The 24,573-nt window shown below is 63.8% G+C and carries 20 protein-coding genes and 2 pseudogenes; 9 read left to right on the top strand and 13 right to left on the bottom strand.

The window, feature by feature from the left end:
• Window positions 1-84: 84 nt before the first annotated feature.
• Both ACPFMA_RS24320 and ACPFMA_RS24315 read right to left on the bottom strand, forming a co-directional pair.
• The gene (locus tag ACPFMA_RS24320) at window positions 85-1,281 is read right to left on the bottom strand and encodes an aminotransferase class V-fold PLP-dependent enzyme (RefSeq protein ID WP_425928905.1); all 1,197 of its coding nucleotides are present in this window, start codon (window positions 1,279-1,281) and stop codon (window positions 85-87) included.
• A gap of 16 nt (window positions 1,282-1,297) precedes the next feature.
• The gene (locus ACPFMA_RS24315) at window positions 1,298-1,522 is read right to left on the bottom strand and encodes a DUF3820 family protein (RefSeq protein ID WP_425928904.1); all 225 of its coding nucleotides are present in this window, start codon (window positions 1,520-1,522) and stop codon (window positions 1,298-1,300) included.
• 210 nt (window positions 1,523-1,732) lie between these two features.
• Here ACPFMA_RS24315 and ACPFMA_RS24310 point away from each other — a divergent pair, with 210 nt between their 5' ends.
• Complete coding sequence (locus tag ACPFMA_RS24310) at window positions 1,733-2,203, top strand: ferritin-like domain-containing protein (RefSeq protein WP_064302716.1); 471 nt, start codon at window positions 1,733-1,735, stop codon at window positions 2,201-2,203.
• A 74-nt stretch (window positions 2,204-2,277) separates the two neighbouring features.
• Here the strand turns inward: ACPFMA_RS24310 and ACPFMA_RS24305 are convergent, their stop codons facing one another.
• The 7 genes from ACPFMA_RS24305 to ACPFMA_RS24275 all read right to left on the bottom strand — a co-directional run bounded on the left by ACPFMA_RS24305 (window position 2,278) and on the right by ACPFMA_RS24275 (window position 12,347).
• Window positions 2,278-3,786, bottom strand: coding sequence for a sensor domain-containing diguanylate cyclase (locus ACPFMA_RS24305; RefSeq protein ID WP_420057679.1), 1,509 nt, complete (start codon window positions 3,784-3,786; stop codon window positions 2,278-2,280).
• A 290-nt stretch (window positions 3,787-4,076) separates the two neighbouring features.
• Window positions 4,077-5,363, bottom strand: coding sequence for an OprD family porin (locus tag ACPFMA_RS24300; protein WP_064302717.1), 1,287 nt, complete (start codon window positions 5,361-5,363; stop codon window positions 4,077-4,079).
• A gap of 254 nt (window positions 5,364-5,617) precedes the next feature.
• On the bottom strand, window positions 5,618-5,842 hold the full coding sequence (locus ACPFMA_RS24295) for a hypothetical protein (RefSeq protein ID WP_420057680.1): 225 nt from the start codon (window positions 5,840-5,842) through the stop codon (window positions 5,618-5,620).
• 175 nt (window positions 5,843-6,017) lie between these two features.
• Window positions 6,018-7,400, bottom strand: a complete 1,383-nt coding sequence (locus ACPFMA_RS24290; protein ID WP_420057681.1) for a heavy metal sensor histidine kinase — start codon at window positions 7,398-7,400, stop codon at window positions 6,018-6,020.
• The gene (locus ACPFMA_RS24285) at window positions 7,375-8,049 is read right to left on the bottom strand and encodes a heavy metal response regulator transcription factor (protein WP_009404408.1); all 675 of its coding nucleotides are present in this window, start codon (window positions 8,047-8,049) and stop codon (window positions 7,375-7,377) included. Before ACPFMA_RS24285 ends, ACPFMA_RS24290 begins: the two co-directional genes overlap by 26 nt.
• A 9-nt stretch (window positions 8,050-8,058) precedes the next feature.
• A complete protein-coding gene (locus ACPFMA_RS24280; protein ID WP_425928903.1) occupies window positions 8,059-11,175 on the bottom strand; it encodes a multidrug efflux RND transporter permease subunit in 3,117 nt (1,038 codons plus the stop codon).
• The gene (locus ACPFMA_RS24275; RefSeq protein ID WP_064302721.1) at window positions 11,172-12,347 is read right to left on the bottom strand and encodes an efflux RND transporter periplasmic adaptor subunit; all 1,176 of its coding nucleotides are present in this window, start codon (window positions 12,345-12,347) and stop codon (window positions 11,172-11,174) included. Before ACPFMA_RS24275 ends, ACPFMA_RS24280 begins: the two co-directional genes overlap by 4 nt.
• A 232-nt stretch (window positions 12,348-12,579) precedes the next feature.
• Here ACPFMA_RS24275 and ACPFMA_RS24270 point away from each other — a divergent pair.
• Window positions 12,580-12,861 (top strand): annotated as a pseudogene (locus tag ACPFMA_RS24270) (PAS domain-containing protein); the annotation flags it as partial.
• Window positions 12,862-13,140: 279 nt separating this feature from the next.
• Window positions 13,141-14,163, top strand: a pseudogene (locus ACPFMA_RS24265) (methyl-accepting chemotaxis protein); the annotation flags it as partial.
• A gap of 7 nt (window positions 14,164-14,170) precedes the next feature.
• Here ACPFMA_RS24265 and ACPFMA_RS24260 read toward each other — a convergent pair.
• The 4 genes from ACPFMA_RS24260 to norR all read right to left on the bottom strand — a co-directional run bounded on the left by ACPFMA_RS24260 (window position 14,171) and on the right by norR (window position 17,912).
• Entirely contained in the window at window positions 14,171-14,941 is a 771-nt protein-coding gene (locus tag ACPFMA_RS24260) for a YkgJ family cysteine cluster protein (protein WP_425928902.1), read from the bottom strand.
• Window positions 14,920-15,222, bottom strand: coding sequence for a hypothetical protein (locus ACPFMA_RS24255; RefSeq protein ID WP_009404403.1), 303 nt, complete (start codon window positions 15,220-15,222; stop codon window positions 14,920-14,922). The genes ACPFMA_RS24260 and ACPFMA_RS24255 overlap by 22 nt, the downstream gene beginning before the upstream one ends.
• A gap of 178 nt (window positions 15,223-15,400) precedes the next feature.
• The gene (locus ACPFMA_RS24250; RefSeq protein ID WP_064302725.1) at window positions 15,401-16,300 is read right to left on the bottom strand and encodes a chemotaxis protein; all 900 of its coding nucleotides are present in this window, start codon (window positions 16,298-16,300) and stop codon (window positions 15,401-15,403) included.
• Window positions 16,301-16,385: 85 nt separating this feature from the next.
• On the bottom strand, window positions 16,386-17,912 hold the full coding sequence (gene norR, locus ACPFMA_RS24245; RefSeq protein WP_064302726.1) for a nitric oxide reductase transcriptional regulator NorR: 1,527 nt from the start codon (window positions 17,910-17,912) through the stop codon (window positions 16,386-16,388).
• Window positions 17,913-18,071: 159 nt separating this feature from the next.
• Between norR and hmpA the strand changes: the two genes are divergently transcribed.
• From hmpA to cyoD, 6 genes are all read left to right on the top strand, one after another.
• Window positions 18,072-19,253: an NO-inducible flavohemoprotein gene (gene hmpA / locus ACPFMA_RS24240; RefSeq protein ID WP_064302727.1), complete on the top strand. Its 1,182-nt coding sequence runs from the start codon at window positions 18,072-18,074 to the stop codon at window positions 19,251-19,253.
• Between the two features lie 304 nt (window positions 19,254-19,557).
• The gene (locus ACPFMA_RS24235; RefSeq protein WP_009404399.1) at window positions 19,558-20,064 is read left to right on the top strand and encodes a disulfide bond formation protein B; all 507 of its coding nucleotides are present in this window, start codon (window positions 19,558-19,560) and stop codon (window positions 20,062-20,064) included.
• Window positions 20,065-20,623: 559 nt separating this feature from the next.
• Entirely contained in the window at window positions 20,624-21,580 is a 957-nt protein-coding gene (gene cyoA, locus ACPFMA_RS24230) for a ubiquinol oxidase subunit II (protein ID WP_009404398.1), read from the top strand.
• A gap of 3 nt (window positions 21,581-21,583) precedes the next feature.
• Window positions 21,584-23,602 (top strand): cytochrome o ubiquinol oxidase subunit I, encoded by a 2,019-nt coding sequence (cyoB, locus tag ACPFMA_RS24225; RefSeq protein WP_009404397.1) that lies wholly within the window; start codon window positions 21,584-21,586, stop codon window positions 23,600-23,602.
• 3 nt (window positions 23,603-23,605) lie between these two features.
• Window positions 23,606-24,229 (top strand): cytochrome o ubiquinol oxidase subunit III, encoded by a 624-nt coding sequence (gene cyoC / locus ACPFMA_RS24220; RefSeq protein WP_037061693.1) that lies wholly within the window; start codon window positions 23,606-23,608, stop codon window positions 24,227-24,229.
• Window positions 24,230-24,568: a cytochrome o ubiquinol oxidase subunit IV gene (cyoD, locus tag ACPFMA_RS24215; protein ID WP_009404395.1), complete on the top strand. Its 339-nt coding sequence runs from the start codon at window positions 24,230-24,232 to the stop codon at window positions 24,566-24,568.
• Window positions 24,569-24,573 lie beyond the last annotated feature (5 nt).

Below are 24,573 nucleotides of genomic sequence, written 5' to 3'. Positions count from 1 at the left end.
CTGAGCCAGTCACAAAATCTGTGTCCAACGCGAACCCTGTGGGAGCCGGCGTTGCCGGCGATGAGGCCCTGCAAGGCCATACAATCAGGCCAGTTTCTCCAAAGCCCTCACCAACGACCCAACCTCTTCCGGTGTGGTCACGAACCCCGGCGTAATCCGGATGCAAGGCCCGCATGCCGAGCCCTCCCGCGCCACGGTGAACAGGTTGAACTCCCGCAGCAGCCGCTGCGCCATTGCTACCTGGTCGTGATGCCGGGTAAAGCGCAACGAGGTGATCCCGCAATACAACCGCGGATCATCCGGCGTCAGCACCTCGATCCCGTCGATCTCCCGCGCCGGCTTCACCCAGAGGTCGCGCAGGTAGTTCAGCCGGGCGCCCTTCACCAGCGACCCACCCATGGCCTCGTGCTCGGCGATCACCGTCGGCAAGGTCAGCCAGGCCGGTACGTTCGGTGTGCCGTAGGGCACCCGGGAACGGATGTCGTCCTGTGGATAACGCAGCTCGCCCATGTCCGCATCGACCGCGTCGATCCGGTCCGGGGCGATATAGAGCACGCCCAGGCTCAGCGGCGCGCCGATCCATTTCTGCAGGTTGAAACCGGCCAGGCCAATGCCCAGTCGTTCCAGGTCGAATTCCATCTGGCCGAGGGCGTGGGCGCCGTCGAGGATGATCTCCACGTCATGTTCGCGTGCCAGCCGGGCGATGGCTTCGAGCGGCATCACCAGCCCGGTGCGGTGGCTGACGTGGGTCAGGGCCATCAGGCGGATACGCGGGTTGCGCACGAAGGTGTCGCGGTAGCTTTCAAGGATGTTGTCGAAGGTGGCCGGATGCGGCAGTGCCAGGGTGATCAGCTTCAATCCGCGCTGGCGGGCCAGCCAGCCCATGGCGTTTTGCACGCTGTCGTAGTCCAGGTCGGTGACCAGCAGTTCATCACCCGGCTGCAGACGGTTGTAGTTGCGAATGATCGCCTGCACCGAGGCCGATGCGCTCTGGGTGATGGCAACGCTGCGCGGCGCAACCCCGAGCAGCCCGGCCACCGCATCGCGGCTATGCAGGCTGCCGATCTGCTCGAAATGCTGGCGCACCGGCACCGAGTTGCAGCGGTTGATGGTTTCGATATGGCCCTGGTACGCCTGGCTGACGGTGCGGGTCATGCGCCCGAAATAGCCGTATTCCAGGTTGATCGGGCCGGGTTCGACGTCGTACCTGGCGGCGATATCGCGCCAGTAGCCCTCATCGCGGGCCAGCAGGGAGGACTCGGATGACGGCAGTTCTGACATGGATGTTCTCGCTTGATCAGGGACGTGGGTATTGCTTGCGCAGGGGGTCGAGCAGGTCGGACAGGCCGTTGTGGTCAACCTCGTGCATCAGCGCCAGCAGGCTGCCCAGCTCGCCCTTGGGAAAGCCCTGGCGAGCGAACCAGTTGAGGTAATGGCCGGGCAGGTCGGCGATCAATCGGCCCTGGTATTTGCCGTAGGGCATTTCACGGGTAACCAGCAGGACGAGGGCTTCGGGATTCATAAGAAAGACATGCAGGAAAAGGCTGACGACTGGCGGGACGATACAGGCAATCTGCACGAAGGCCAAAGGACAGTTCATGCAGAAAGCGAGCATACAGATTCGGGATTTTTTTCTAACCAATTGAAATTATTGGGTTTTATGAAATAGGCGAAGCTGGCACGAAGCCTGCGATATCCCTTGCATCTTTCCTCATGCAAAAGGAGCTGTGTCATGACCGATACCAACAAAGAAGTCATTTCTGTCCTGAACGACCTGATCGAATTCAGCAAGGACGGCGAGAAAGGCTTCGCCACCTGCGCCGAGGACATCAAGCGCGCTGACCTGAAAACCTACTTCCTGCAACGCTCCGGCGACTGCGCCAGCGCGGCGGCCGAACTGCAGCAGCATGTCCGCAGCCTGGGTGGCGATCCCGAAACCTCCACCAGCCTGACCGGCGACCTGCATCGCCGCTGGGTAGACCTGAAGGCCATGATCACCGGCAAGGACGACGAAGCCGTGCTGAACGAGGCCGAGCGTGGTGAAGACCATGCGCTGAAGGCTTACAAGGAAGCGCTGGAAAAACTGGCGAAAATCGCTCCGGCATCGGCTTCGTACAGCCTGGTCGAGCGCCAGTACCACGGTGTGCAGCGCAATCACGACCAGGTCAAGGTGCTGCGCAACAGCGCTCGCGCCCAGTCCTGATCCTGGTCCTGAAAAAAAGCCCCGCTTCGGCGGGGCTTTTTTCTGCATGAAGCTGGCCTATGCGCAGCCCACCTTCATGCAGGGGCTTCCACACGGTCGCGACCATTGCTCTTGGCCCGGTACAGCGCCTCGTCCGCCTTGGCCATCATTTCCGCCAGGCCCATCGCAGTTCCCGGCTCGTACACCCCGATTCCGATGCTCACGGTTACCGAACGTTCATCCGCGCCGTAGGGCGGCAGTGCCCGCACGTTCAGGCGGATCCGTTCGGCCAGGATCAGTGCGCCGACCAGAACGGTGTCCGGCAGCACGGCCACGAATTCCTCGCCGCCATAGCGCGCCGCCAGATCGGTCGGGCGCAGCAGGCTGGCAGCGATGGCCCCGGCTACCCGCCGCAACGCCTCGTCGCCCCCGTGATGTCCATGCCGCTGGTTGAATCCGCGGAAGTGATCCACATCGATCATCAGCACCGCGACAGGGCGCTGGGTCCGCTGTGCCCTGGCCCATTCCCGGCGCAGTGTCTGGTCCAGCTGGCGGCGGTTGGCCAGGCCGGTGAGGCTGTCGGTGGCCGCCAGTTCCTCCAGGCTGCGCTCGGCGCTGCGGCGGCGCTTCAGCTCGCGACCGAGCATCTGGCTCAGCCACAGGATGCCGATGCACAACACCGCCGTCGCCGTACTGACCAGGATCGCGGTGCGTTTCCACGCGCCATAGACCTCGCTTACCGACTGGGTCACCACCAGCACCAGCGGCAGCCCCTGGACGCGGGCGAAGGTATACAGGCGCAACTGGCCGTCATCTGCCGAGGACGCGGTGAAACTGCCGTTGCCCTCGGCCAGCAGGCGGCGGAAATTGGGCCGGCTGGCGAAGCTGTCACCGATCTGCTCGTTGCGCTGCACACTTGGCTCCGTGGCGTTACGAGCCAGCAACCGGCCCTCGACGTTCATCAGGTTGATGGAGCTGTCGTGACCGACATCGAGCCGCTTGAACATGTCATTGAAGTGCGAGAGCCGCATCGCACCGATGGCCACGCCAGCAAACTTGCCATCGGCGCCGTCGATGCGCCGGCTGAAGCTGACGAGCCAGTGCGGATCGCCGGATCGGGCCTTGAAGGGCGGGCTGATGACCAGGCCAGTATCGGGATTGCGCCGATGTTCCTGGAAGATCGGGTTATCGGCGAAGCTGGCTGTGCGCGGGGTAATGCTGGCCGAATCGGCGACCACCTTGCCGTCCTGGTCCAGCCAGAGGATATCGCCGCGTACCGTGCTGCCGAAGGCCTGGTTGAACAGCACCTGCTGGCGCATGGGCGCCGGGATGCCCAGCAGCTCTGGATGCTGCACCGCCCAGATCAGGCTTTGCAGCGACAGGTCGTACAGCTCGACGTTGCGGACGATGTCGGTCTCGATCAGCTTGACGATATTGCCGGCCGAGCGGATGGCGCCCTGTTCCACGCTGGCCCGCTCGCGCATCAACAGGAAGGTGACGATGGCAATGATCGCTCCCACGGCAAGGCAACTGCCCAGGTTCAGGAGCAGCTCCGGGTGCTTCCGGTACAGGCCGGAGCGTGGGGGCGGGATGTGCGCGTTCATGGTCGCGAAGTTGCCTGGGCGTCGATGGCGCCGGAAAACGGATAACGCCGTGCGCCGGCGACAGGCTGGACTGTTCCGGGGGACGGTTCGGGTAAAGGAATTCCATGGTTTACCGCACGAAGGGCCTGTGCGGCGGCGGGTATTCTAGGTGGGGCGGGGATTGTAGGACAAGAATTTAGTGGTGGGGGCTGATGTATGGCTGTTGGTCATGTGTCGGGGCTGATGGCCTCATCGCTGGCAAGCCAGCTCCCACAGGGTCCAGCGATGAGGCCATCAACCCCAGCGATAAGTCAGAAGATGTTCACCGGATACTCGACGATCACCCGGTATTCATCGACATCGTTATCCACTGCCGAATACCCCTGGCTGCCCCGGTGCGCGGCCCAGCGCAGGCGCAGGGTCAGGTCCTTGAGCGTGCTTTCCTGGACGGTGTACGCCAGGTCCAGGTCGCGTTCCCAATGCCGTGCATTCTTGCCGTTTTCACTGTACCAATGGCCATACCCGGTACCCGCCGGATCGACCTTGGTCAGGTCCAGCTCACCCTTCGAATACGAGACCGATGTGGTCAGCCCCGGCACGCCCACCCCGGCGAAGTCGTAGTCGTACTTCAATTTCCAGGAGCGCTCGTTGGGCCCGTTGAAGTCCGAGTAGATCTGCGAGTTGTCGAGGAACACGCTGTCGCCCTGGTTGATGTAGTCGAACGGCGTGTTGCCATTGACCCGCTGGTACACCGCGGTGATCGCGTGGTACCCGACATTCACCGTGAAGTGCAGGCTGTAGGTGTTGTTGTCGATATGGCCGAGCAGGGCGTCGCCGGTGTCCTGGGTGTGGTAGTAGTGCAGGCCCGGGTTGAGGCTGACCAGGTCGTCGAGCTGCCAGGTGTAGTCGAGGTCGAAGTAGTACTGGTTCCAGATGTCCTTCAGCTCGGAGGCGTACAGGTTGCTGCTCAAGCCTTCGAGCGGCGTCCAGGCGGCGCCGGCCCAGTTCAGGTGACGGCTGTCGCGGTCGTCGGCGAGGCTGCCGTAGAAGGTATCGATGCGGCGGTGGCCACTCTGGTTGTACGGCTTGGTGAAGCTGGCCTGGCCGGCTTCGAGCATCAGGTTATCGATGCTGTTGTTGGTCAGGCTGAATCCGCGGAAAGTCTGCGGCAGCATGCGGCTTTCGCCGCCGGCGATCACCGGGTTGCTCAGGAACAGGTCACCGGCGCGCAGCACGGTGTCGAAGGCGCGCACCTTGATCGAGGCGCCGGCGCTGGAGAAGTCGTCCGGGGCCTTGCCGTAGTCATACCCTTCCTTGCCCGGGCTGTTGATCGGCAGGATGCTGGAACCGGCGGTGCCGCCACCGCCATCCAGTTTCAGGCCGAGCATGGCATAGGCGTCGAGGCCGAAGCCGACGCTGCCCTGGGTGAAGCCTGATTCGAACCTGCCGATGAAGCCCTGGCCCCATTCACGGTTATCGCGCACGCCGGGCAGCAACTGGTTGCGGTTTACATAGAAGTTGCGTGCCAGCACATCGAGGCTGGCGCCTTCGACGAAGCCTTCGGGCCTTTCTTCCTCGGCCTGGGCCTGCAGCGGCATAGTTGCAGCCAGTGCAAGAAAAAATGGGGTCAAACCTGGGGTCTTGATCACCTTGATGAACTCCTTGAGGTGGTTTTGCGGCAGTTTTTATTCTGGAGAGGGTGTTGTTCTTGTGCGGGGGCGTGCTGTGTTCCGGTACTTTTCACCAGGTAAAAAAAAGCCGCTGACGGGCAGCGGCTTTCAATGACAGACGCAGCAGGACAAAAGTCACCCGCGCGAACGTCGAGGGAAAAACGAGAGGGCGTTGCTGGCGATCAGCTGTCGCTGGCGTCATTCAGGCTGGCCTTGGAAGCGGTCTGTTCCGAATCTTTCGGAGCGTCCTGGCGTTGCTTGGCGAAGGCCTCGCGAGACTGCTCCATGGCAGCTTGATGGCGCGCGGTCTGGGCCACGAAGGCCTGGGATTCTTCAGCCATCGCCAGCGGCGAAAGCAGGACCGAGGACAGGACAAAAACGCTGGCAATACCCATGCTGTTGGACATTTGAACAACCTTCTTGCAGAGCAAGTATCTGTTTGGTGTGCTCAAAATAATCGTTAGCAAACGAACGAAAAAGATGGGTTTTGGAGATGGACTGTTGCTGTTTAAGTAATAGTCTTCTGGCAGGCTCAGGCTAGAGCATTTCGAAAGGAAATCGCGGCCCCTGTGGGAGCGGCGCTTAGGCGGGCAGGAGAATACCGAAGGTATTGGCGCCATCCTGGCTGCGCACGAACACACTGCCGCCATGCATCACCGCGATCGCCTTGACGATCGCCAGCCCCAGCCCGTGGTTGCCGCCGCCGGCGTTGCTGCGCGCCGCATCCACCCGGTAGAAGCGCTCGAACAGGCGCGCCAGATGCTCGTCGCCGATCGCCGGCCCCGGATTGCTCACGGCAATGCGCACTTGCCCCTCGCTGCTGTCGATGCTCACGTGGATCACCTGCTGCGCCCCGGTGTGCTGCACCGCGTTGTTGATCAGGTTGATCAGCGCCCGGCGCAGATGGGCCTTTTCGATCCGCACCTGGGCGTCCCCGGTCACTTCGACGCGCACCTGGGCGTCTTCGAGGATGAAGTCCAGGTAGTCGAGGGTGGTCGCCACTTCCTCGGCCAGCGAGGTGCTGATCAGCGCCGTGGCCTTGCTGCCCTGGTCGGCGCTGGCGAGGAAGAGCATGTCGTTGATGATGCTGCGTAGCCGCTCCAGCTCCTCGAGGTTCGATTGCAGCACTTCGAAGTAATGTTCGGCGCTGCGCCCGCGGGTGAGGGCGACCTGGGTCTGGCCGATCAGGTTGGTCAGCGGCGAACGCAGTTCGTGGGCAACATCGGCGTTGAAGGCCTCCAGCCGCGAGTAGGCCTGATCGACCCGCTCCAGCGCGGCGTTGAAGGCCTGGGCGAATTGCTCCAGTTCCGGCGGCAGCGCCGAGACCCGCAACCTCCCGCTAAGCCGCGGCGGTGCCAGTTGCTGGGCTTCGTCGGAAAGCTGGCGCAGTGGCCGCAAGCCTATTCGCGCTACCCAGTAGCCCAGCGCCGAGGCCAGCAGCACACCGACCACGGCCAGGCTGACCAGGGCGATCAGCAGGGTGCGCTGGGTATTCCAGAAGGTGTCGGTGTCGATACCGATGAGGAAGCGCAGCGGCGGGCGCTGCTCCAGTGCCGGCAGTTCGCTGAGCATGATCTTGAACGGGTACGGACTGTCGGCCAGGTAGACGTCGCGCATCCCCGGACGGCCCTCGGCGATATGCCGGATCACCGCGTCCGGCTGGCCATATTCGTAGCGGCTGTCGCTGCTCACCACCCAGAAGCGGATGCGCCGGTCTTCCTCGCTTAGCAGGTCGAGCTTGCGGGTGACCTTGCCCCAGTGTTCCTGGTTGCCGAAGCGCATCAGCGAGGATTCCAGCACGCTGTAGCGCGCCTCCAGTTCGGCCGAGGGCAGCAGGTCGAGGCTGCGGTCCACCTGTTTGTACAACGCCCAGCCGATCAGCACGAACACCAGCGCCGCGACCCCGGTGAACAGGGCGCTGAGGCGCAGCGCCAGGGAGTTAGCCCGCACGGTTTTCCAGGACATAGCCCATTCCCCGGATGGTGTGCAGCAATTTGCTCTCGAACGGCCCGTCGAGCTTGGCCCGCAGGCGCTTGATCGCCACTTCGACGACATTGGCGTCGCTATCGAAATTGATGTCCCAGACCAGCTCGGCGATCGCCGTTTTCGACAGGATCTCGCCCTGGCGCCGGGCCAGGACACTGAGCAGGGAGAATTCCTTGGCGGTCAGGTCCAGGCGCTGCCCGGCGCGGCTGGCCTTGCGGCTGATCAGGTCGACCCAGAGGTCGGCGACCTGGATCTGCACCGGTTCATGGCCGCCACTGCGCCGGGTCAGGGCCTGCAGGCGGGCGACCAGTTCGAGGAAGGAAAAAGGCTTGCCCAGGTAATCATCGGCGCCTTCGCGCAGACCATGGATACGGTCTTCGACCCGCTCGCGGGCGGTGAGCATGATCACCGGGGTCTGCTTGCGCGCGCGCAGGGCACGGAGTACGCCGTAACCGTCCAGGCCCGGGAGCATCACGTCGAGTACGATCACCGAGTAATCGCCCTCCAGCGCCAGGTGCAGACCCTCGATGCCGTCCCGCGCCAGGTCCACGGTGAAGCCCTGCTCGGTGAGTCCGCGGTGCAGGTAGTCGGCGGTTTTTTCTTCGTCTTCGATAATCAGCACGCGCATGGTCGGCTCTCAGTGGGCAATCGGCCGGGGCGCCGGGGCGGGGCGCTGGCGGCGGTGGAACAGGCGCTCGAGGGCCAAGTATATGACCGGCGTGGTGAACAGCGTCAGGGCCTGGCTGACCAGCAGCCCGCCGACCACGGCAATCCCCAGCGGCTGGCGCAGTTCGGCGCCGGCCCCGGCGCCGAGCATCAGCGGCACGGCACCGAGCAGGGCGGCAAGGGTGGTCATGATGATCGGCCGGAAGCGCGTCAGGCAGGCCTTGTGAATGGCTTCCTCGGCGCTCATGCCCTGGTTGCGATGGGCGTCCAGGGCGAAGTCGATCAGCAGGATGCCGTTCTTCTTGACGATGCCGATCAATAGCACCACGCCGATCAGGCCCATGATGGTGAAGTCCTGCCCCCACAGCCAGAGCAGGGCCAGGGCGCCGAGGCCGGCCGGCGGCAGGGTGGAGATGATGGTCAGCGGGTGCACGAAGCTCTCGTAGAGCACGCCGAGGATGATGTACACCGCCACCAGCGCGGCGAGGATCAGCCATGGCTGGCTCGACAGCGAACTCTGGAAGGCCTGGGCCGCGCCCTGGAAGGTGCCGCTGATCGAGGCCGGCATGCCCAGTTCGCGCTGGGTCCGTTCGAGGATGCTCACGGCATCGCCAAGCGCGACGCCGGGCGCCAGGTTAAACGACAGGTTGGCCGCCGGGAACAGGCCGTCGTGGGCGATCGATAGCGGGCCGGTGCTCGGCGCCTGGACGTTCGCCAGCGCCGCCAGCGGGACCATTTCACCGCTCAGCGGCGAGCGCAGGTAAAAGTAATTCAGGCTTTCCGCGCGGCCGCGCTGGCGCGCATCCAGTTCGAGGATGACCTTGTACTGGTTGGTCTCGGTCTGGAATTCGCTGATCTGCCGCTGGCCGAAGGCGTCGTAGAGGGCCTGGTCGACATCCGCAGTGGTCAGGCCGAAGCGCGCGGCGGCCTTGCGGTCGATCTCGATGCGGGTGACGCTGGCGCCCAATTGCAGGTCGTTGGACAGGTCGCGGAACGCCGGGTTGGCCTTCAGCCGTTCGGTCAGGCGTTCGGTCCACAGGTTCAGGGCCGGGCCGTCGTTGCTCTTGAGCACGTACTGGTACTGGCTGCGGCTGGGGCCGGAACTCAGGTTGATGTCCTGGCCGGCGCGCAGGTAGAGGACCACGCCGGGGACCTTCGCCAGCTTCGGCCGTAGGCGGTCGATGAACTCGCTGGCGGACACGTCGCGCTCGCCGCGGTCCTTGAGGGAAATCCAGAAACGTCCGTTGGCGATGGTCTGGTTGCTGCCGGTGACGCCCACCGAGTGGGAGAAGGCGCGTACCGCCGGGTCGGCGCCAATGATGTCGGCCAGGGCCTGGTGCTTGGCGATCATGTCCGGGTAGGAAACGTCCGCTGCCGCCTCGCTGGTGCCGAGCACGAAACCGGTGTCCTGCACCGGGAAGAAACCCTTGGGAATCAGCACATAGCCCACCACTGCCAGCGCGGTGCTGAGGAAGAACACGCCGAGCATCAGGCGTTGATGGGCCAGGGCCTTGTCCAGCAGGCGTTCATAGGCGGCGACCAGGCGTTCGCCGAAGCCCGGCTGCTTCTCCTTGTCGTGGCCCGGAGCATTCATGAACAGGGCGCACAGGGTCGGCGCCAGGGTCAGGGACACCAGCACCGAGATCAGGATGGTCGAGGTGGCGGTCAGGGCGAATTCCTTGAACAGCCGGCCGACCACCCCGCCCATGAACAGCAGCGGAATGAAGGCCGCCACCAGGGAAAAACTGATCGACACCACGGTGAAGCCGATCTCCCGCGCGCCCTTCATCGCCGCCTCGCGACGGCTGTCACCTGCTTCCAGGTGCCGGTGGATGTTCTCCACCACGACGATCGCGTCGTCCACCACGAAGCCCACGGCGATGACGATCGCCACCAGGGTCAGGTTGTTCAGGCTGAAGCCCATCACGTACATGAAGGCAAAGCTGGCGACCAGCGAGACCCCGAGCACCGCCGAGACGATCAGGGTTGCCGACCACTGCCGCAGGAACAGCGCCATCACCGCGATCACCAGCAGCACGGCGATGGCCAGGGTCAGTTCCACCTCGTGCAGCGAGGCGCGGATGGTCTGGGTGCGGTCCTGCAGCACCGAGACGTTGACCGTGGCCGGGAGCATTTCTTCCAGGCGCGGCAGCGCGTCGTTGACCCGGTCCACGGTGTCGACGATGTTCGCCCCGGGCTGACGGAAGATCACCAGGTTCAGGCCCTGCTGATCGCCGGACCAGGCCTTGACGTAGGCGTTCTCCGCACCGCTGATGACCTTGGCCACATCCTTGAGCTGGACCGGCGCGCCGTTGCGGTAGGAGACGATCAGTTGCGCGTATTGCTCGGGGTGGAACAGCTGGTCGTTGGTCGCCAGGGTGGACACGCTGTTTTCGCCATAGAGTGCGCCCTTGGCCAGGTTGAGGCTGGTCTGCTGGATGGCCAGGCGCAGGTCGGCCAGGGTCAGGCCGAGGGCGGCGAGCCTGTCCGGCTGGGCCTGGACGCGGATCGCCGGGCGTTGCTGGCCGGTGATGTTGACCAGGCCGACCCCGTCGATCTGGCTCAATTGCCGGGCCAGGAGGGTTTCGGCGTAATCGCTGAGTTCGTTGGCCGGCATGTGCTCGGAACTGACCGTGAGGATCAGCACCGGGCTGTCGGCCGGGTTGACCTTGCGCCACGTCGGTGGGCTCGGCATGTCCTGGGGCAGGCGCGCGGTGGCGGTGTTGATTGCCGCCTGGACTTCCTGGGCGGCGGTGTCGATGTTCTTGTCGAGGGTGAATTGCAGGATCAGGCTGGTGGAGCCGAGGGCGCTGCTGGAGGTCATCTGGGTCATGCCGGGGATGGCGCTGAACTGCACCTCCAACGGCGTGGCGACCGACGAGGCCATGGTTTCCGGGCTGGCCCCGGGCAGGTTGGCGGTGACCTGGATGGTCGGAAAGTCGGCCTCCGGCAGCGGCGCCACCGGCAGGCGCGGAAAGGCGATGGCCCCGAGCAGGACCAGGGCGAAGGTCAGCAGAAGGGTGGCGACCGGACGCTCGATGCACCAGGCGAAGATACCGCCGCGACCGCCGGGCAGGGCCGCGTTCATGGTTGTACGCTCGCTTCGCTACGGGCGACATCCTCGCTGGCCGGCCTGGCCTCGAGGATTTCCACGGTGGCGCCGGGCTTGAGCCGCGACTGGCCGTCGGCGACCAGGCGGTCGTTGGCCTCGACGCCGGTGATGACGCTGAGCTTGCTGTCCTGGTAAGTCACCTTGACCGGTACCGCCTCGGCCTTGTCCCCGGCGATGCGGTAGACGAAGTGCTTGTCCACGCCCTGGCGCACCACGCCCGGCGGAACCACCAGGGCATCGCGCTCGATGCCGGTCTGCACCCGCAGGGTCACCAGTTGGCCGGGCCACAGGCGTGCATCGGGGTTGGCGAAGGTGGCCTTGGCGCGCAAGGTGCCGGTGCCGGCGGCGATCTGGTTGTCGATCAGGCTCAGGCGGCCTTCGCCGAGCAGTTGCCCGCCGGTGTCGCCGTCGCCCTCCAGATAGGCCTTGATCGGCGCGGCCTCGCGGCTGGCGGTGAGCTGTTGCAGGGTCGGCAGCCAGCTCTGCGGGACGGAGAACTCCACGTTGATCGGGTCGAGGCGGGTCACGCTGAACAGGCCCTGGGTGTCGGTGCTGCGCACCAGGTTGCCTTCATCGACGTTGCGGATGCCGACCCGGCCGCTGACCGGCGACAGGATCCGGGTATAGGACAGTTGTACCTCGGCCGCGGCGATATTCGCCTGGTTGCCGAGCAGCGTGGCCTGGAGCTGGTTGACCAGCGCTTGCTGCTGGTCGAGGGTCTGGCGCGAGATACCGTTGTCTTCGCTGAGCAGGCGATAACGCTTCAGGTCGGTCTGCGCCACCTGCAACTGCGCCTGGCTCTGGCCAAGCTGGGCGCGGGCCTGGTCTAGGCTGGCGCGGATGGCGCGGTCATCGAGGGTCGCCAGCAGGTCGCCCTTGTGCACTTCCTGGCCTTCCTGCACTGCGATCCGCGTCAGCACGCCCTCCACCTGGGGGCGGATCACCACGCTGTGCAGCGATTGCACGGTGCCGATGGCGCTGAGCAAACGCGGGACATCCTCGCGCTGCACGGCGATCACGCTGACCGGGATGGCGCTGGAGGCCATGGGGCGTGCCGCCTGCGGGCGCTTGTTGACGAACCATGCGGCGCCGGCCAGGAGGACGATGGCCAGGAGGACAAGCAGCGTTCGAGGGCTGGAGATTCGCATGCGTCAAAGGCGCCGACAGGAGTGAAGAGTAAGGGCTGCATACCCTTATATAGGACAGAACGGGTCGCCACCGTGACGGCTGGCTGTCACGAATGTCAGCTACGGATCGTTACGGATGGACGGTGATGGCGATAGGCCTTAATGCTGCTCTGGGTCAAGTTTCCGTCAAGGGGCCAAACGTAGTATCTGCGCCCTGCTTTCATACCCCCATCCGAACGACGAGCGCCTCTCGATGAAGAGCAATCTGCCTGTGACCGGTCGAAATGTGGATTACCCCGTGGATGCGAACATCCTGTCCACCACGGATCTGACGAGTGCCATCACCTACGCCAACGACGAGTTCATCCGCATCAGCGGGTTTTCCCGCGAGGAGCTGATCGGCAGCGCGCACCATATCGTGCGCCACCCGGACATGCCACCGGCGGCCTTCGAACATATGTGGCAGACCCTGAAGAAGGGACGCTCGTGGATGGGGTTGGTCAAGAACCGCTGCAAGAACGGCGATCACTATTGGGTCAGCGCCTTCGTTTCGCCGATCACCAGCCATGGCCAGACCGTCGAGTACCAGTCGGTGCGGACCAAGCCGAGCGCGGCGCAGATCGACGCGGCCGAGCGGTATTACGCGCGCTTGCGCAGCGGCCAGCGCAGCCTGGCGGAGCGCCTGCCGGCATTGGGCATGGGCACGCGCCTGTCCCTGGGCCTGGGCGCATTGCTGGCCGTGGTGATGGGCGGCAGCGAGCTTCTGCTGCCGGAGTTTCCCGGGCGGGCCGTAGCGCAGTGGGGAGTGTTCGCCGGACTTGCCGCGCTGATGATCAAACGGACCCTGAGCCCGCTGGAGCGCCTCGGCGAACGCGCCCGTGACATCGCCGACAACCCGCTGAGCCAGCGCCTGTACACCGGCCGTCGCGATACCGTGGGGCAGGTCGAGTTCGCCCTGCAGATGCTCGAAGCGCAGATCGGCGCGGTGGTCGGGCGCATCGGCGACACCTCCAGGCGCCTGGCCGGGCATACCGCAGAGCTGGCCAGCCATCTGCAACACAGCCATACCACCACCCTCGGCCAGCAGGGCGATGCCGACCAGGTCGCCGAAGCGATCAACCGCATGGCGGCGCGAGTCGCCGAGGTCGCCAACAGTGCCCAACAGGCCTCGAAGGCGGCGGACCAGGCCGAAGGCGAGACCCAGGTCGGGCATCAACTGGTAGACCAGAGCCGTAGCACCATCCTGCAACTGGCGGGTGTCCTGGCCGAGGCGACCGACGTTGTCCACACCCTGGAAAACCACAGCGAAGAGATTTCCGGCGTGCTGGAGGTTATCCACAGCATTGCCGAGCAAACCAACCTGCTGGCCCTGAACGCAGCGATAGAGGCGGCGCGGGCCGGGGATCACGGGCGTGGCTTTGCAGTGGTGGCCGATGAAGTCCGCGGCCTGGCCCAGCGCACCGCGCAATCGACCGGTGAGATCCAGCGCATGATCACCATGCTGCAGAACGGCGCCCGGGATGCAGTGCAGGCGATGCAGCAGAGCAGCGACCATGCCGGCCAGAGCGTCGAGCAGGCCCAGCACGCCACCCAGGCGCTGCACGGCATCAGCCAGCGGGTCAACCAGATCAGCGAGATGAGCCTGCAGATCGCCTCTGCGGTGGAGCAGCAGAGCCTGGTCAGCGAAGACATCAACCGCAATATCATCAGCATCCGCCAGGCCAGCGAGCAAAGCGTCACGGCGGGCCAGCGCGGTCATTCCACGGCCAGCGACGTGGCCGGGCTCGCCGAAGACCTGCGCCGCCTGGCCGAAGAGTTCTGGTGCCGGCGCCAGTAATGCCGGATCAGAACCCGATGAAGCTGTAGTGTCCGGCGCTGGTGCCGGTGACCCTGGCCCCTGCCGAGCCGAGTTTTCCGGCAAGGTCGCCATCTTCCACGTGCAGGATCCACTCGGCGAGAGCCGCCTCGGTGTCGGCGGCGGTATCGCGCATGGCCTGGCGCAGCGCGCCGGTGTCCGGCAGGTAGGCGGTAAACCCGTTGCCTTTCAGTGCGCTGGTGTCGATGCCCAGGCGCTGGCAGACCAAGGCCTTGTTGCGAATATCGTCGCGGTCGGCCTGGCGCGAGCGTTCGATCAGTTCCATCAGCGTCGGATCCAGCACGCGCTCGCGGTGAATCAGCACCTCGCCGTCTTCCCAGGCTTCCGGCGGGCAGTCCTTGGCCTGCGGGCGCAGCGGGATATGCGGATTGATCTCCATCGGGTAGATGCGGCAGACCAGCGGGCGTCGCTCGTAGATCATGCAGCGCAGCTCGGCGTCGAGGTTGCGGCACGGGCCCGGATTGAAGGCAGCGAAGGTGATGGCGACATACGCCTCGGTGTCGCCGCAGGGCACGGCGCAGGAGCGACGGCGGGCGTGGTCCTGTTGTTCGGCGGGCAGCCCGATGCCGTTGGCGAGGAAGGCCTCGACCAGCACGATGACCTGGCCGCCGTCATCGATCCACTGTTGCGCTTCGCCCAGGGTCAGGGGGACATGGTGGCCTGTGCAGCAACGGCCGCAGCCGGTGCAGTGGAAGCGGGTGGTATCGGAGGCGCTGTTCACGGTTTCCCTGGGGTCCATTCAGTGACGTAGGCGCTCTTCTGGCGCCGGTCGTAGAGGCACAGTTCGGTGCCCTTGCGGTTGTTCATGTGCTTTTGCGGGTAGCGGCCCTGCAGAAGCAGCGCAGAATAGCCGCTGCGGTCATCGAATTCGGCGCTCTTGCCCAGGGCGCGGACGTCCTTGAGCTGGCTGGCCGCGGTGCAGGCGCGCAGCAGTTGCTTGTCGTGCTCGGCCCAGGCCTGGTCGCTGGAAGCGTGGGCGAGAGGGGCAAGCAGAAGCAGGCTGAGGATGGCGGCTTTCATGAGGGAAGTGGCTCCTCTGGGGGCTGAGTGCCGGAGTATGCCAGAGGGAACTGATGGATGGCGTTACACGGACCCTGTGGGAGCGGGTTCACCCGCGATTACGGTAGTGGACTCACTGTCGCAATCGCGGCGGTTCGGCGCTCCGATGAACCCGCTCCCACAGGGTCCGCTGAGCTTTTTATCTTTCGGTAAAGGCCACGGTCCGCGCCGCAACGATCAGGCAGTCGGTCAGCTCCGGCGAGGAGAATTTGGTCAACACCGCATTAGCCCCGGCTGCCTTGGCTTTTTCACTGTTCATCGCACTGTCCAGCGAGGTGTGCAGCAGCACATAGAGATGCTGGAAGTCCGGCGTTTCACGCAAGGTGCGGGTGAACGAGTAGCCATCCATTTCCGACATTTCGATATCCGAGACCACCACGTCGATTTCCTGCTCGGTGCCCTGCAGGTCCAGCAACACCGCAATGGCGTCCTTGGCACTGCGCGCCGTGTGGCACTCCAGCCCGAGCCCGCGAAGGGTGTAGACCGACTGCTGCAGCGCCACCTGGCTGTCATCCACCACCAGGATGTTGGTGGCCTTGAGGATGGCGGCGTCCTCTTCGCTGATCTGCGCAGGCGCTTCCTGGTGCTGGGCCGGGGTGATGGTGTGGATGACTTTCTCGATGTCCAGCACCTGCACCAGGGTGTCGTCGATCCGGGTCACGCCGGTAATGAACGACTTCTCCCCCGAGCCATAGGGCGGCGGGCGGATGTCGGTGCTCTTGCAGTGGACGATGCGCGCCACCGCCTGGACATGCAGGCCCTGCTTGGAGCGGCTGATATCGGTGACGATCAGGCAGCCACCGTCAGGATCGGCCAGTGGCCGCTCACCGATGGCGCGGGACAGGTCGATCACCGGCAGCGAGTTGCCGCGCAGGGTCGCCACGCCCTTGACGTGGGGATGGGCCTCGGGCAGGCGGGTCAAGGGCGGGCAGGGAATGATCTCGCTGACCTTGAGCAGGTTGATCGCCATCAGCTTGCCGCTGCGCAAGGTGAAGAGCAGCAGCGACAGCGAGTCCGCGCGGGTTTTTTGCGAGAACATAGAAACCTTCGTGCGTAGAGGATGGATTCGGGGGCTTGTGCCGGGTTATCGACCCGAGCGCGCCGCCCTTTAGCATATTCGTAAATCAGCGCAGGCCAAGCCGGCGCGCCAGGCGCGCGAGGTTGGCACGGTCCAGGCCCAGTTCGCGTGCCGCGCTGGCCCAGTTGTGCTGGTGGCGTTCCAGGCATTGGCCGATCAACTGGCGCTGGTAGTTGTCCAGGGCCTGGCGCAGGTCGCCGCCGCGTTCCCCGTCGCGGCTGACCGGCGGCGGTGTCGCGGATGGCGTGGTGACGCCAGGCAGGTCCAGGTCGGCGGCGTCGAGGGTCAGGATGCGTGGCCGGTCCCGATGCTGTCCCAGCGCCTTGAGCGCCGAGCGCCCGATCAGGTGTTCCAGTTCGCGTACATTGCCCGGCCAGTCGTAGGCCAGCAACGCGGCCTGGGCCTCTGCGCTCAGGCGCAGGCTGTTGAGGCCCATGCGCGAACGGTTCTGTTCGAGGAAGTAGCCGGCCAGCAGCAACACATCGCGACCGCGTTCGCGCAGGGCTGGCACCGGCAAGGGATAGACGCTCAGGCGATGATAGAAATCGGCGCGATAACGACCGGCACGGACTTCCTCGGCCAGGTCGCGGTTGGTGGCAGCGATCAGGCGCACATCGACGCGGTGCTCCTGGTCCGAGCCGAGGCGCTGCAACTGGCCGCTCTGCAGGACCCGCAACAGTTTCGCCTGGACCATCAGCGACAGTTCGCCCACTTCATCGAGGAACAGCGTGCCGCCGTTGGCCAGCTCGAACTTGCCGCGCCGCTCGCCCACGGCACCGGTAAAGGCGCCGCGCACATGACCGAACAATTCGCTTTCCACCAGGGTGTCGGGCAATGCCGCGCAGTTGAGGCTGATCAGCGGCTTGTCGGCACGCGACGAGGCCTGGTGGATGGCCTGGGCCACCAGTTCCTTGCCGACCCCGGTCTCGCCGGTGACCAGCACGGTCAGGTCGCTGCCGCCGACCAGGCGGATCTCTTCCAGCAGGCGCTTATGCGCCTTGCTCTGGCCGATCAGTTCCTTGGCCTGCTGGTCGCTGGCCTGGCGATAGACCTCGGCGCGCAGGGCCAGGCCTTCGATACGCTGGGCCACGTTGACCGTGGCCGCCGCCAGGCTGGCGAAGGCTTGCAGGGAGTCCAGCTCGGCTTGCCGGAAGCTGTCCGGCTGCAGTGCATCGAGGGTCAGCAAGCCCCAGGGCCGCTCATCGACGAACAGCGGGCAGCCCATGCAGTCATGGACCTCCAGTTGCTGGTGCAGGCCCTCGACCAGGCCGTCGTAGGGGTCGGGCAGTTCGCTGTCGCTGGCAAAGCGGGTCGGCCCGTTGCGGCTGAGCAAGGCGGCGAAGCGCGGGTGCTCGCTGACCCGGAAGCGCCGACCCAGGGTGTCGGCGCTGAGACCGTCCACGGCCAGGGGCACCAGCCACTCGCCGTCCAGGCGCAGCAGCGCGGCGGCATCGCAGGGCAGCAAGGCACGCATGGCCTGCAGCAGGCGGCGGTAGCGCTCGCGTTCGGGCAGGTCGCGGGACAGATCGCTGACCAGGGGGAGGAGGGCGGTAAGCAGAGGGGTTGAGGTCATAATGACTCCATGTAGTCGTAATGACTCTAGCAGACTTGCGTCATTTTGACTTTATTGGGGCGCAAATGCCCGATTTCATTGGCCTTTGTCGTTGGCATGGATTCTGAAACGCACTTGCCAGTATTTACACAGAAGCCCATCAGGCTCAGGAGTCGTTTCATGCTGACCGCCGAAGACCGTGCAATCATCAAGGCCACCGTTCCGCTGCTGGAAAGCGGTGGGGAAGCCCTGACCACCCATTTCTACAAGATGATGCTCAGCGAGTACCCCGAGGTACGCCCGCTGTTCAACCAGGCCCACCAGGCCAGCGGCGACCAGCCCCGGGCGCTGGCCAACGGCGTGCTGATGTACGCCCGGCACATCGACCAGCTGGAGCAACTGGGCGGGCTGGTCGGGCAGATCGTCAACAAGCATGTGGCCTTGCAGATACTTCCGGAGCATTACCCGATCGTCGGGGCCTGCCTGCTGCGCGCCATCGAGGAAGTGCTCGGCCGCGAGATCGCCACGCCGCAGGTGCTGAAGGCCTGGGGCGCGGCTTATCAGCAACTGGCGGATATCCTGATCGGTGCCGAAGAAGGCCTGTACCAACAGAAGGAGCAGGCCAAGGGCGGCTGGCGCGGCGCGCGGGCTTTCACGCTGGTCGAGCGCGTCGAGGAGAGCGCCGAAATCGTTTCCTTCTACTTCGCTCCGGTCGATGGCCAGCCGGTGCTGGTGGCCGAGCCGGGCCAGTACATCGGCCTGCAACTGCTGATCGATGGCGTCGAGCAGCGCCGCAACTATTCGCTGTCGAGCCTGGGCGACGGTCGCCTGTACCGCATCAGCGTCAAGCGCGAGGCGGACGGCAAGGTGTCCAATTACCTGCATGACCAATTCAAGGTCGGCGACCGGATCAACCTGTTCCCGCCGGCGGGGGACTTCACCCTGGCGGCCAGCGACAAGCCGCTGGTGCTGATCAGCGGCGGCGTGGGTATTACCCCGACCCTGGCCATGCTCGACAAGGCGCTGGAAAGCGGACGGCAGATCCATTTCATCCATTGCGCGCGCAACGGCGGGGTGCATGCGTTCCGTGAGCATGTCGATGCCCTGGCGGCACGTCATCCGCAGCTCAAGCGCTTCTATTGCTATGACGTGGATGATGGCGTGAGTTTGCCGGGGGATGCGCTGGGGCCGTTGAGCCAGGACCAGTTGGATCGGTGGCTGCCGGCCGAGCGTGACCTGGATGCCTACTTCCTCGGGCCCAAGGGCTTCATGGCCGCGGTCAAGCGCCACCTGAAAGCGCTGCGGGTGCCGGAAGGGCAGAGCCGCCATGAGTTCTTCGGGCCGGCTGCTGCCTTGGAGTAACCATTAGTAGCAGGATCTCCGCGGATGTGTGGGAGCGGGTTTACCCGCGATTACGATGGTGAATTCACCACCGTAATCGCGGGTGAACCCGCTCCAACAGGATTCGGTGGTGTCTTCAACGCCCATTAATCCTGTTTTAATCCCCTTCCTCTTCACTGCCACCCTGCGCCTGCGTTTTTCACGCCGACTTCACCTTCGATCTGCCGTCTGCCTGTAGACTTTCCGCCGGCGCACCGTCATCTTGTGCGCCCCGCGGCTTTCGCGTGGCCGCGAGTCGATCCATTTAAACGTGAAGGGAATGGCAATGAACGAGCAAACGCAGCGCCTGAATCGGGAACGGCGCTTCCTGGTCCTGCTGGGCGTGATCTGTCTGGCATTGATCGGCGGCGCACTCTATATGCAGATCGTCCTGGGCGAGGCGCCGTGCCCGTTGTGCATCCTGCAGCGCTATGCACTGCTGCTGATCGCCCTGTTCGCCTTCATCGGCGCCGCCATGCCCGGCCGGCGCAGCCTGACGATCTTCGAGGGACTGGTGGTGCTCAGCGCCCTGGGCGGAGTCGCCGCTGCCGGCAACCATGTCTATATCCTCGCCAATCCGTCCGTCAGTTGCGGCATCGATACCCTGCAACCGATCGTCGACGGCCTGCCCCTGGCCTCGGTGCTGCCGCTGGTGTTCCAGGTCGACGGTTTCTGCACCACACCATACCCGCCTGTATTGGGACTTTCCCTTGCACAATGGGCACTTGTAGCATTCGTCCTGACTGCCGTCCTGGTGCCGCTGGGCATCTGGCGCAACCGTCGCCAGGGTTAGACAAAAGTCATGTTTTGACGCAAGTCCCTTGTGCCGTGAAATTTCCCACAGTGCGCACAGGGCGATTGACTTGCGTCAACCCGAAACCCTTGTAGGACGGGCGTTCCAGCGCTAATGGAACGGGTGCGACAAACTGTCGCGAAACTGATTTTTCGGGCTGGATTATTACACTTCCTGTAAAAGATTGTTGCTCAATAAGTCATAGTCAAGGGGGGGCGACCTATCTACAATCGCCCCCAATTTCCGTTCGGCACTGCTTGCAAGTCGCAGTTTCAAAGGCTCCGCAGCCTTTCTTGCTGACTTCGACGAGCATCGCCTGCGGCGATGCCGGGCTGACTCCCCTCCGTGATTTTCCGCACCAAATGGACTTGGTCTGAAATACAGGCCTGTTGCCTACGAAGTCAGAACAATAACCACGCACCACCCAAGGTTTATGCCGAGCAGCGACGCTCCTCAAGGTATGACCTTATTCGCCCGTAAATGCTGACACCAGGCAGGAAGAAGTGTTGGCGACCAAAACACAAATTGCATTGAAGCAAGCTGATCTAGAGGTCGTGAGATGAGTAAAAAGCGTTACCCCAGACTGTTTGGCATTCTGCCCTTTTTAGGCATGCTTTTACTCAGTGGGTGCAACTGGACCCTGCTCGACCCGAAAGGTCAGGTCGGCATTGAGCAAAAGAACCTGATCCTGATCGCCTTCGGCCTGATGCTGCTGGTGGTCGTCCCGGTCATCTGCATGACCCTGGCGTTCGCCTGGAAGTACCGCGCTTCCAACAAGGCTGCCAAGTACACCCCGGACTGGTCGCACTCGACCAAGATCGAAGTGGCGGTCTGGACCATCCCGGTCCTGATCATCATCGCCCTGGGTATCGTCACCTACAAAACCACCCATGAGCTGGACCCGTATCGTCCGCTGGTTTCCGACGTGAAGCCGGTGCAGATCGACGTGGTCGCCCTGGACTGGAAGTGGCTGTTCATCTACCCGGAACAAGGCATCGCCACCGTCAACAAGATCGTCTTCCCGGCCAATACCCCGGTCAACTTCCGCGTGACCTCCGACGCCGTGATGAACTCGTTCTTCATCCCTGCGCTGGGTGGCCAGATCTACGCGATGGCCGGCATGACCACCAAGCTGCACCTGATCGCCAACGAGAACGGCGAGTTCGACGGTATCTCGGCGAACTACAGCGGTGCAGGCTTCACCGGCATGAAATTCAAGGCAGTCGCCACCTCCCAGGCCGATTTCGAGGCGTGGGTGAACGAAGTCAAGCAGTCGCCTAAGCAGCTGGACAAAGCTGAGTACGAGGCCTTGGCCAAACCGAGCGAAAACAATCCAGTCGCGCTGTACAGCGTGGCGCCGGCCGACCAGTTCCAGACCATCGTCGACAAGTACGAAGGCATGAACCGCGGCAAGCCGGTGGTACACGAGAAGGCCGAGCACAAAGAAGCAGCGGCCACTACCGGTACCGAAGGGATGGACGTGAGTATGCATTCAGCTGCCGGGGCAGAGGAGTAAGAGATGTTCGGTAAATTAAGTCTGGACGCGATCCCGTATCACGAGCCGATCGTCATGGTGACCCTCGCCATGATCGCGCTCGGCGGTATCGCGTTGTTCGCGGCAATCACCTATTTCAAGAAGTGGACCTACCTCTGGTCCGAGTGGCTGACCTCGGTCGACCACAAGAAGATCGGCGTGATGTACATCATCGTCGCCATGCTGATGCTGATCCGCGGCTTCGCCGACGCGATCATGATGCGTACCCAGCTCGCGGCCGCCACCGGTGGCGCCGAGGGCTACCTGCCGCCTGAACACTATGACCAGATCTTCACCGCCCACGGTGTGATCATGATCATCTTCATGGCGATGCCATTCTTCACCGGCCTGATGAACCTGGCGCTGCCGCTGCAGATCGGCGCCCGCGACGTGGCCTTCCCGTTCCTCAACTCCCTGAGCTTCTGGCTGCTGGTGTCCGGCGTTGCGCTGGTCAACATCTCCCTGGGCGTGGGCGAGTTCGCCAAGACCGGCTGGGTGGCCTATCCGCCGCTGTCGGGTATCCAGTACAGCCCGGGTGTCGGGGTTGACTACTACATCTGGGCACTCCAGTTGTCGGGTCTGGGTACGACGCTGACCGGTGTGAACTTCCTGGTGACCGTGCTGAAAATGCGCGCCCCTGGCATGAAACTGATGGACATGCCGATCTTCACCTGGACCTGCACCTGGGCCAACGTCCTGATCGTGGCTTCGTTCCCGATCCTGACCGCTGCCCTGGCCCTGCTGACCGTTGACCGTTATCTGGACTTCCACATCTTCACCAACGAGCTTGGTGGGAACCCGATGATGTACGTCAACCTGTTCTGGGCGTGGGGTCACCCTGAGGTGTACATCCTGATCCTGCCGGCCTTCGGCGTGTTCTCGGAAGTGACCTCGACCTTCACCGGCAAGCGCCTGTTCGGTCACCACTCGATGATCTACGCATCGGGCGCGATCGCGGTACTGGGCTTTGCGGTCTGGCTGCACCACTTCTTCACCATGGGTTCGGGCGCCAGCGTCAACACCTTCTTCGGTCTGGCGACGATGCTGATCTCGATCCCGACCGGCGTGAAACTGTTCAACTGGCTGTTCACCATCTACCAGGGCCGCCTGCGCTTCACCGCGCCAGTACTCTGGACCCTGGGCTTCATGGTCACCTTCTCCATCGGTGGCATGACCGGCGTTCTGCTGGCCGTTCCAGGTGCTGACTTCGTGCTGCACAACAGCCTGTTCGTGATCGCCCACTTCCACAACGTGATCATCGGCGGTGCGGTCTTCGGCTACGTGGCGGGCTTCGCCTTCTGGTTCCCGAAAGCCTTCGGTTTCACCCTGAACGAGAAGTGGGGCAAGGCTGCCTTCTGGTTCTGGATCTCCGGCTTCTACGTGGCCTTCATGCCGCTGTACGCCCTGGGCTTCATGGGTATGACCCGTCGTCTGAACCACTCGGACAACCCTGCCTGGGAACCGTACCTGTACGTTGCCGTGGTCGGCGCCGTGCTGATCCTGTTCGGTATCGCTTGCCAGCTGATCCAGCTGTACGTGTCGATCCGCGATCGCAAGGACAACCTGGACGTCACCGGCGACCCATGGGGCGGCCGTACCCTGGAATGGTCGACTTCGTCGCCACCTGCGTTCTACAACTTCGCCACCATGCCTGAGAAAGTCGGCCTGGATGCCTGGCACGAAGCCAAGGAAGCCGGCGTTGCGTACAAGGTTCCGGCCAAGTACGAAGCGATCCACATGCCGAACAACACCTCCACCGGTGTGTTCATGGGCCTGTTCCTGACCATCTTCGGCTTTGCCTTCATCTGGCACATCTGGTGGCTGGTCGGCGTCAGCCTGTTCGCCACCGTCGCAGTCTTCGTTCGCCACGCTGCGCGTGACGACCAGGGCTACATGGTTCCGGCCGAGGAAGTGGCGCGCATCGAAGGTGAGCGCATGAAAGCCCTGGGTCTGGCCACTGGTGCGCCTGCCGGTGCACGTGTCGAATCGTTTGAGCGGGTTTAATCAATGTCCAGTCATGTAATCAACGCAGATGCTCATGGTCACGACCATGGGCATGACGATCACCACCACGACTCGAGCCAGATGACCGTATTCGGTTTCTGGCTGTACCTGATGACCGACTGCATCCTGTTTGCGTCGATCTTCGCCACCTACGCGGTGCTGTCCGGCAACTTCGCCGGCGGCCCGTCGGGTCATGACATTTTCGAACTGAACTACGTACTGGTCGAAACCGCGCTGCTGCTGTTCTCCAGTATCACCTTCGGTTTCGCCATGCTGCAGATGTACAAAGGCAACAAGGGTGGCGTGCTGGCCTGGCTGGCAATCACCTGGCTGCTGGGTGCAGGCTTCATCGGCATGGAAGTCAACGAGTTCCACCTGCTGATCAGCGAAGGCTTCGGCCCTAGCCGCAGCGGCTTCCTGTCTGGCTTCTTCGCCCTGGTCGGCACCCACGGTCTGCACGTGACCGCGGGCCTGATCTGGATGGCGATCATGATGTACCAGATCAACAAGGACGGTATCACCAACACCCACAAGACCCGCATGAGCTGCCTGAGCCTGTTCTGGCACTTCCTGGACGTGGTCTGGATCTGCGTGTTCACCGTCGTGTACCTGATGGGGGTTCTGTAAATGGCTAACGCACACAACAGCCACGGCCACGACGAAGCCAACCACGGCAGCGTCAAGTCGTACGCCATCGGCTTCATCCTGTCGGTGATCCTCACCGTCATTCCGTTCGGCCTGGTGATGTACCCGACCCTGCCGAAGGACATGACCCTGCTGATCATCGTTGCCTTCGCAGTGATCCAGATCGTGGTGCACCTGTACTACTTCCTGCACCTGGACAGCTCGAAGGCAGCACGTTCCAACGTGACGTCGTTCCTGTTCACCGGCCTGGTCATCGCCCTGCTGGTCGGCCTGTCGCTGTGGATCATGTTCAGCATCCACACCAGCATGATGGCGAAGTGAGGTAA

Source organism: Pseudomonas sp. NyZ201 (assembly GCF_049860765.1).
Lineage (GTDB): Bacteria > Pseudomonadota > Gammaproteobacteria > Pseudomonadales > Pseudomonadaceae > Aquipseudomonas > Aquipseudomonas bharatica.
Note: the sequence above shows the minus strand (reverse complement) of the source record. Positions and strands in the feature narration are given on the sequence as shown.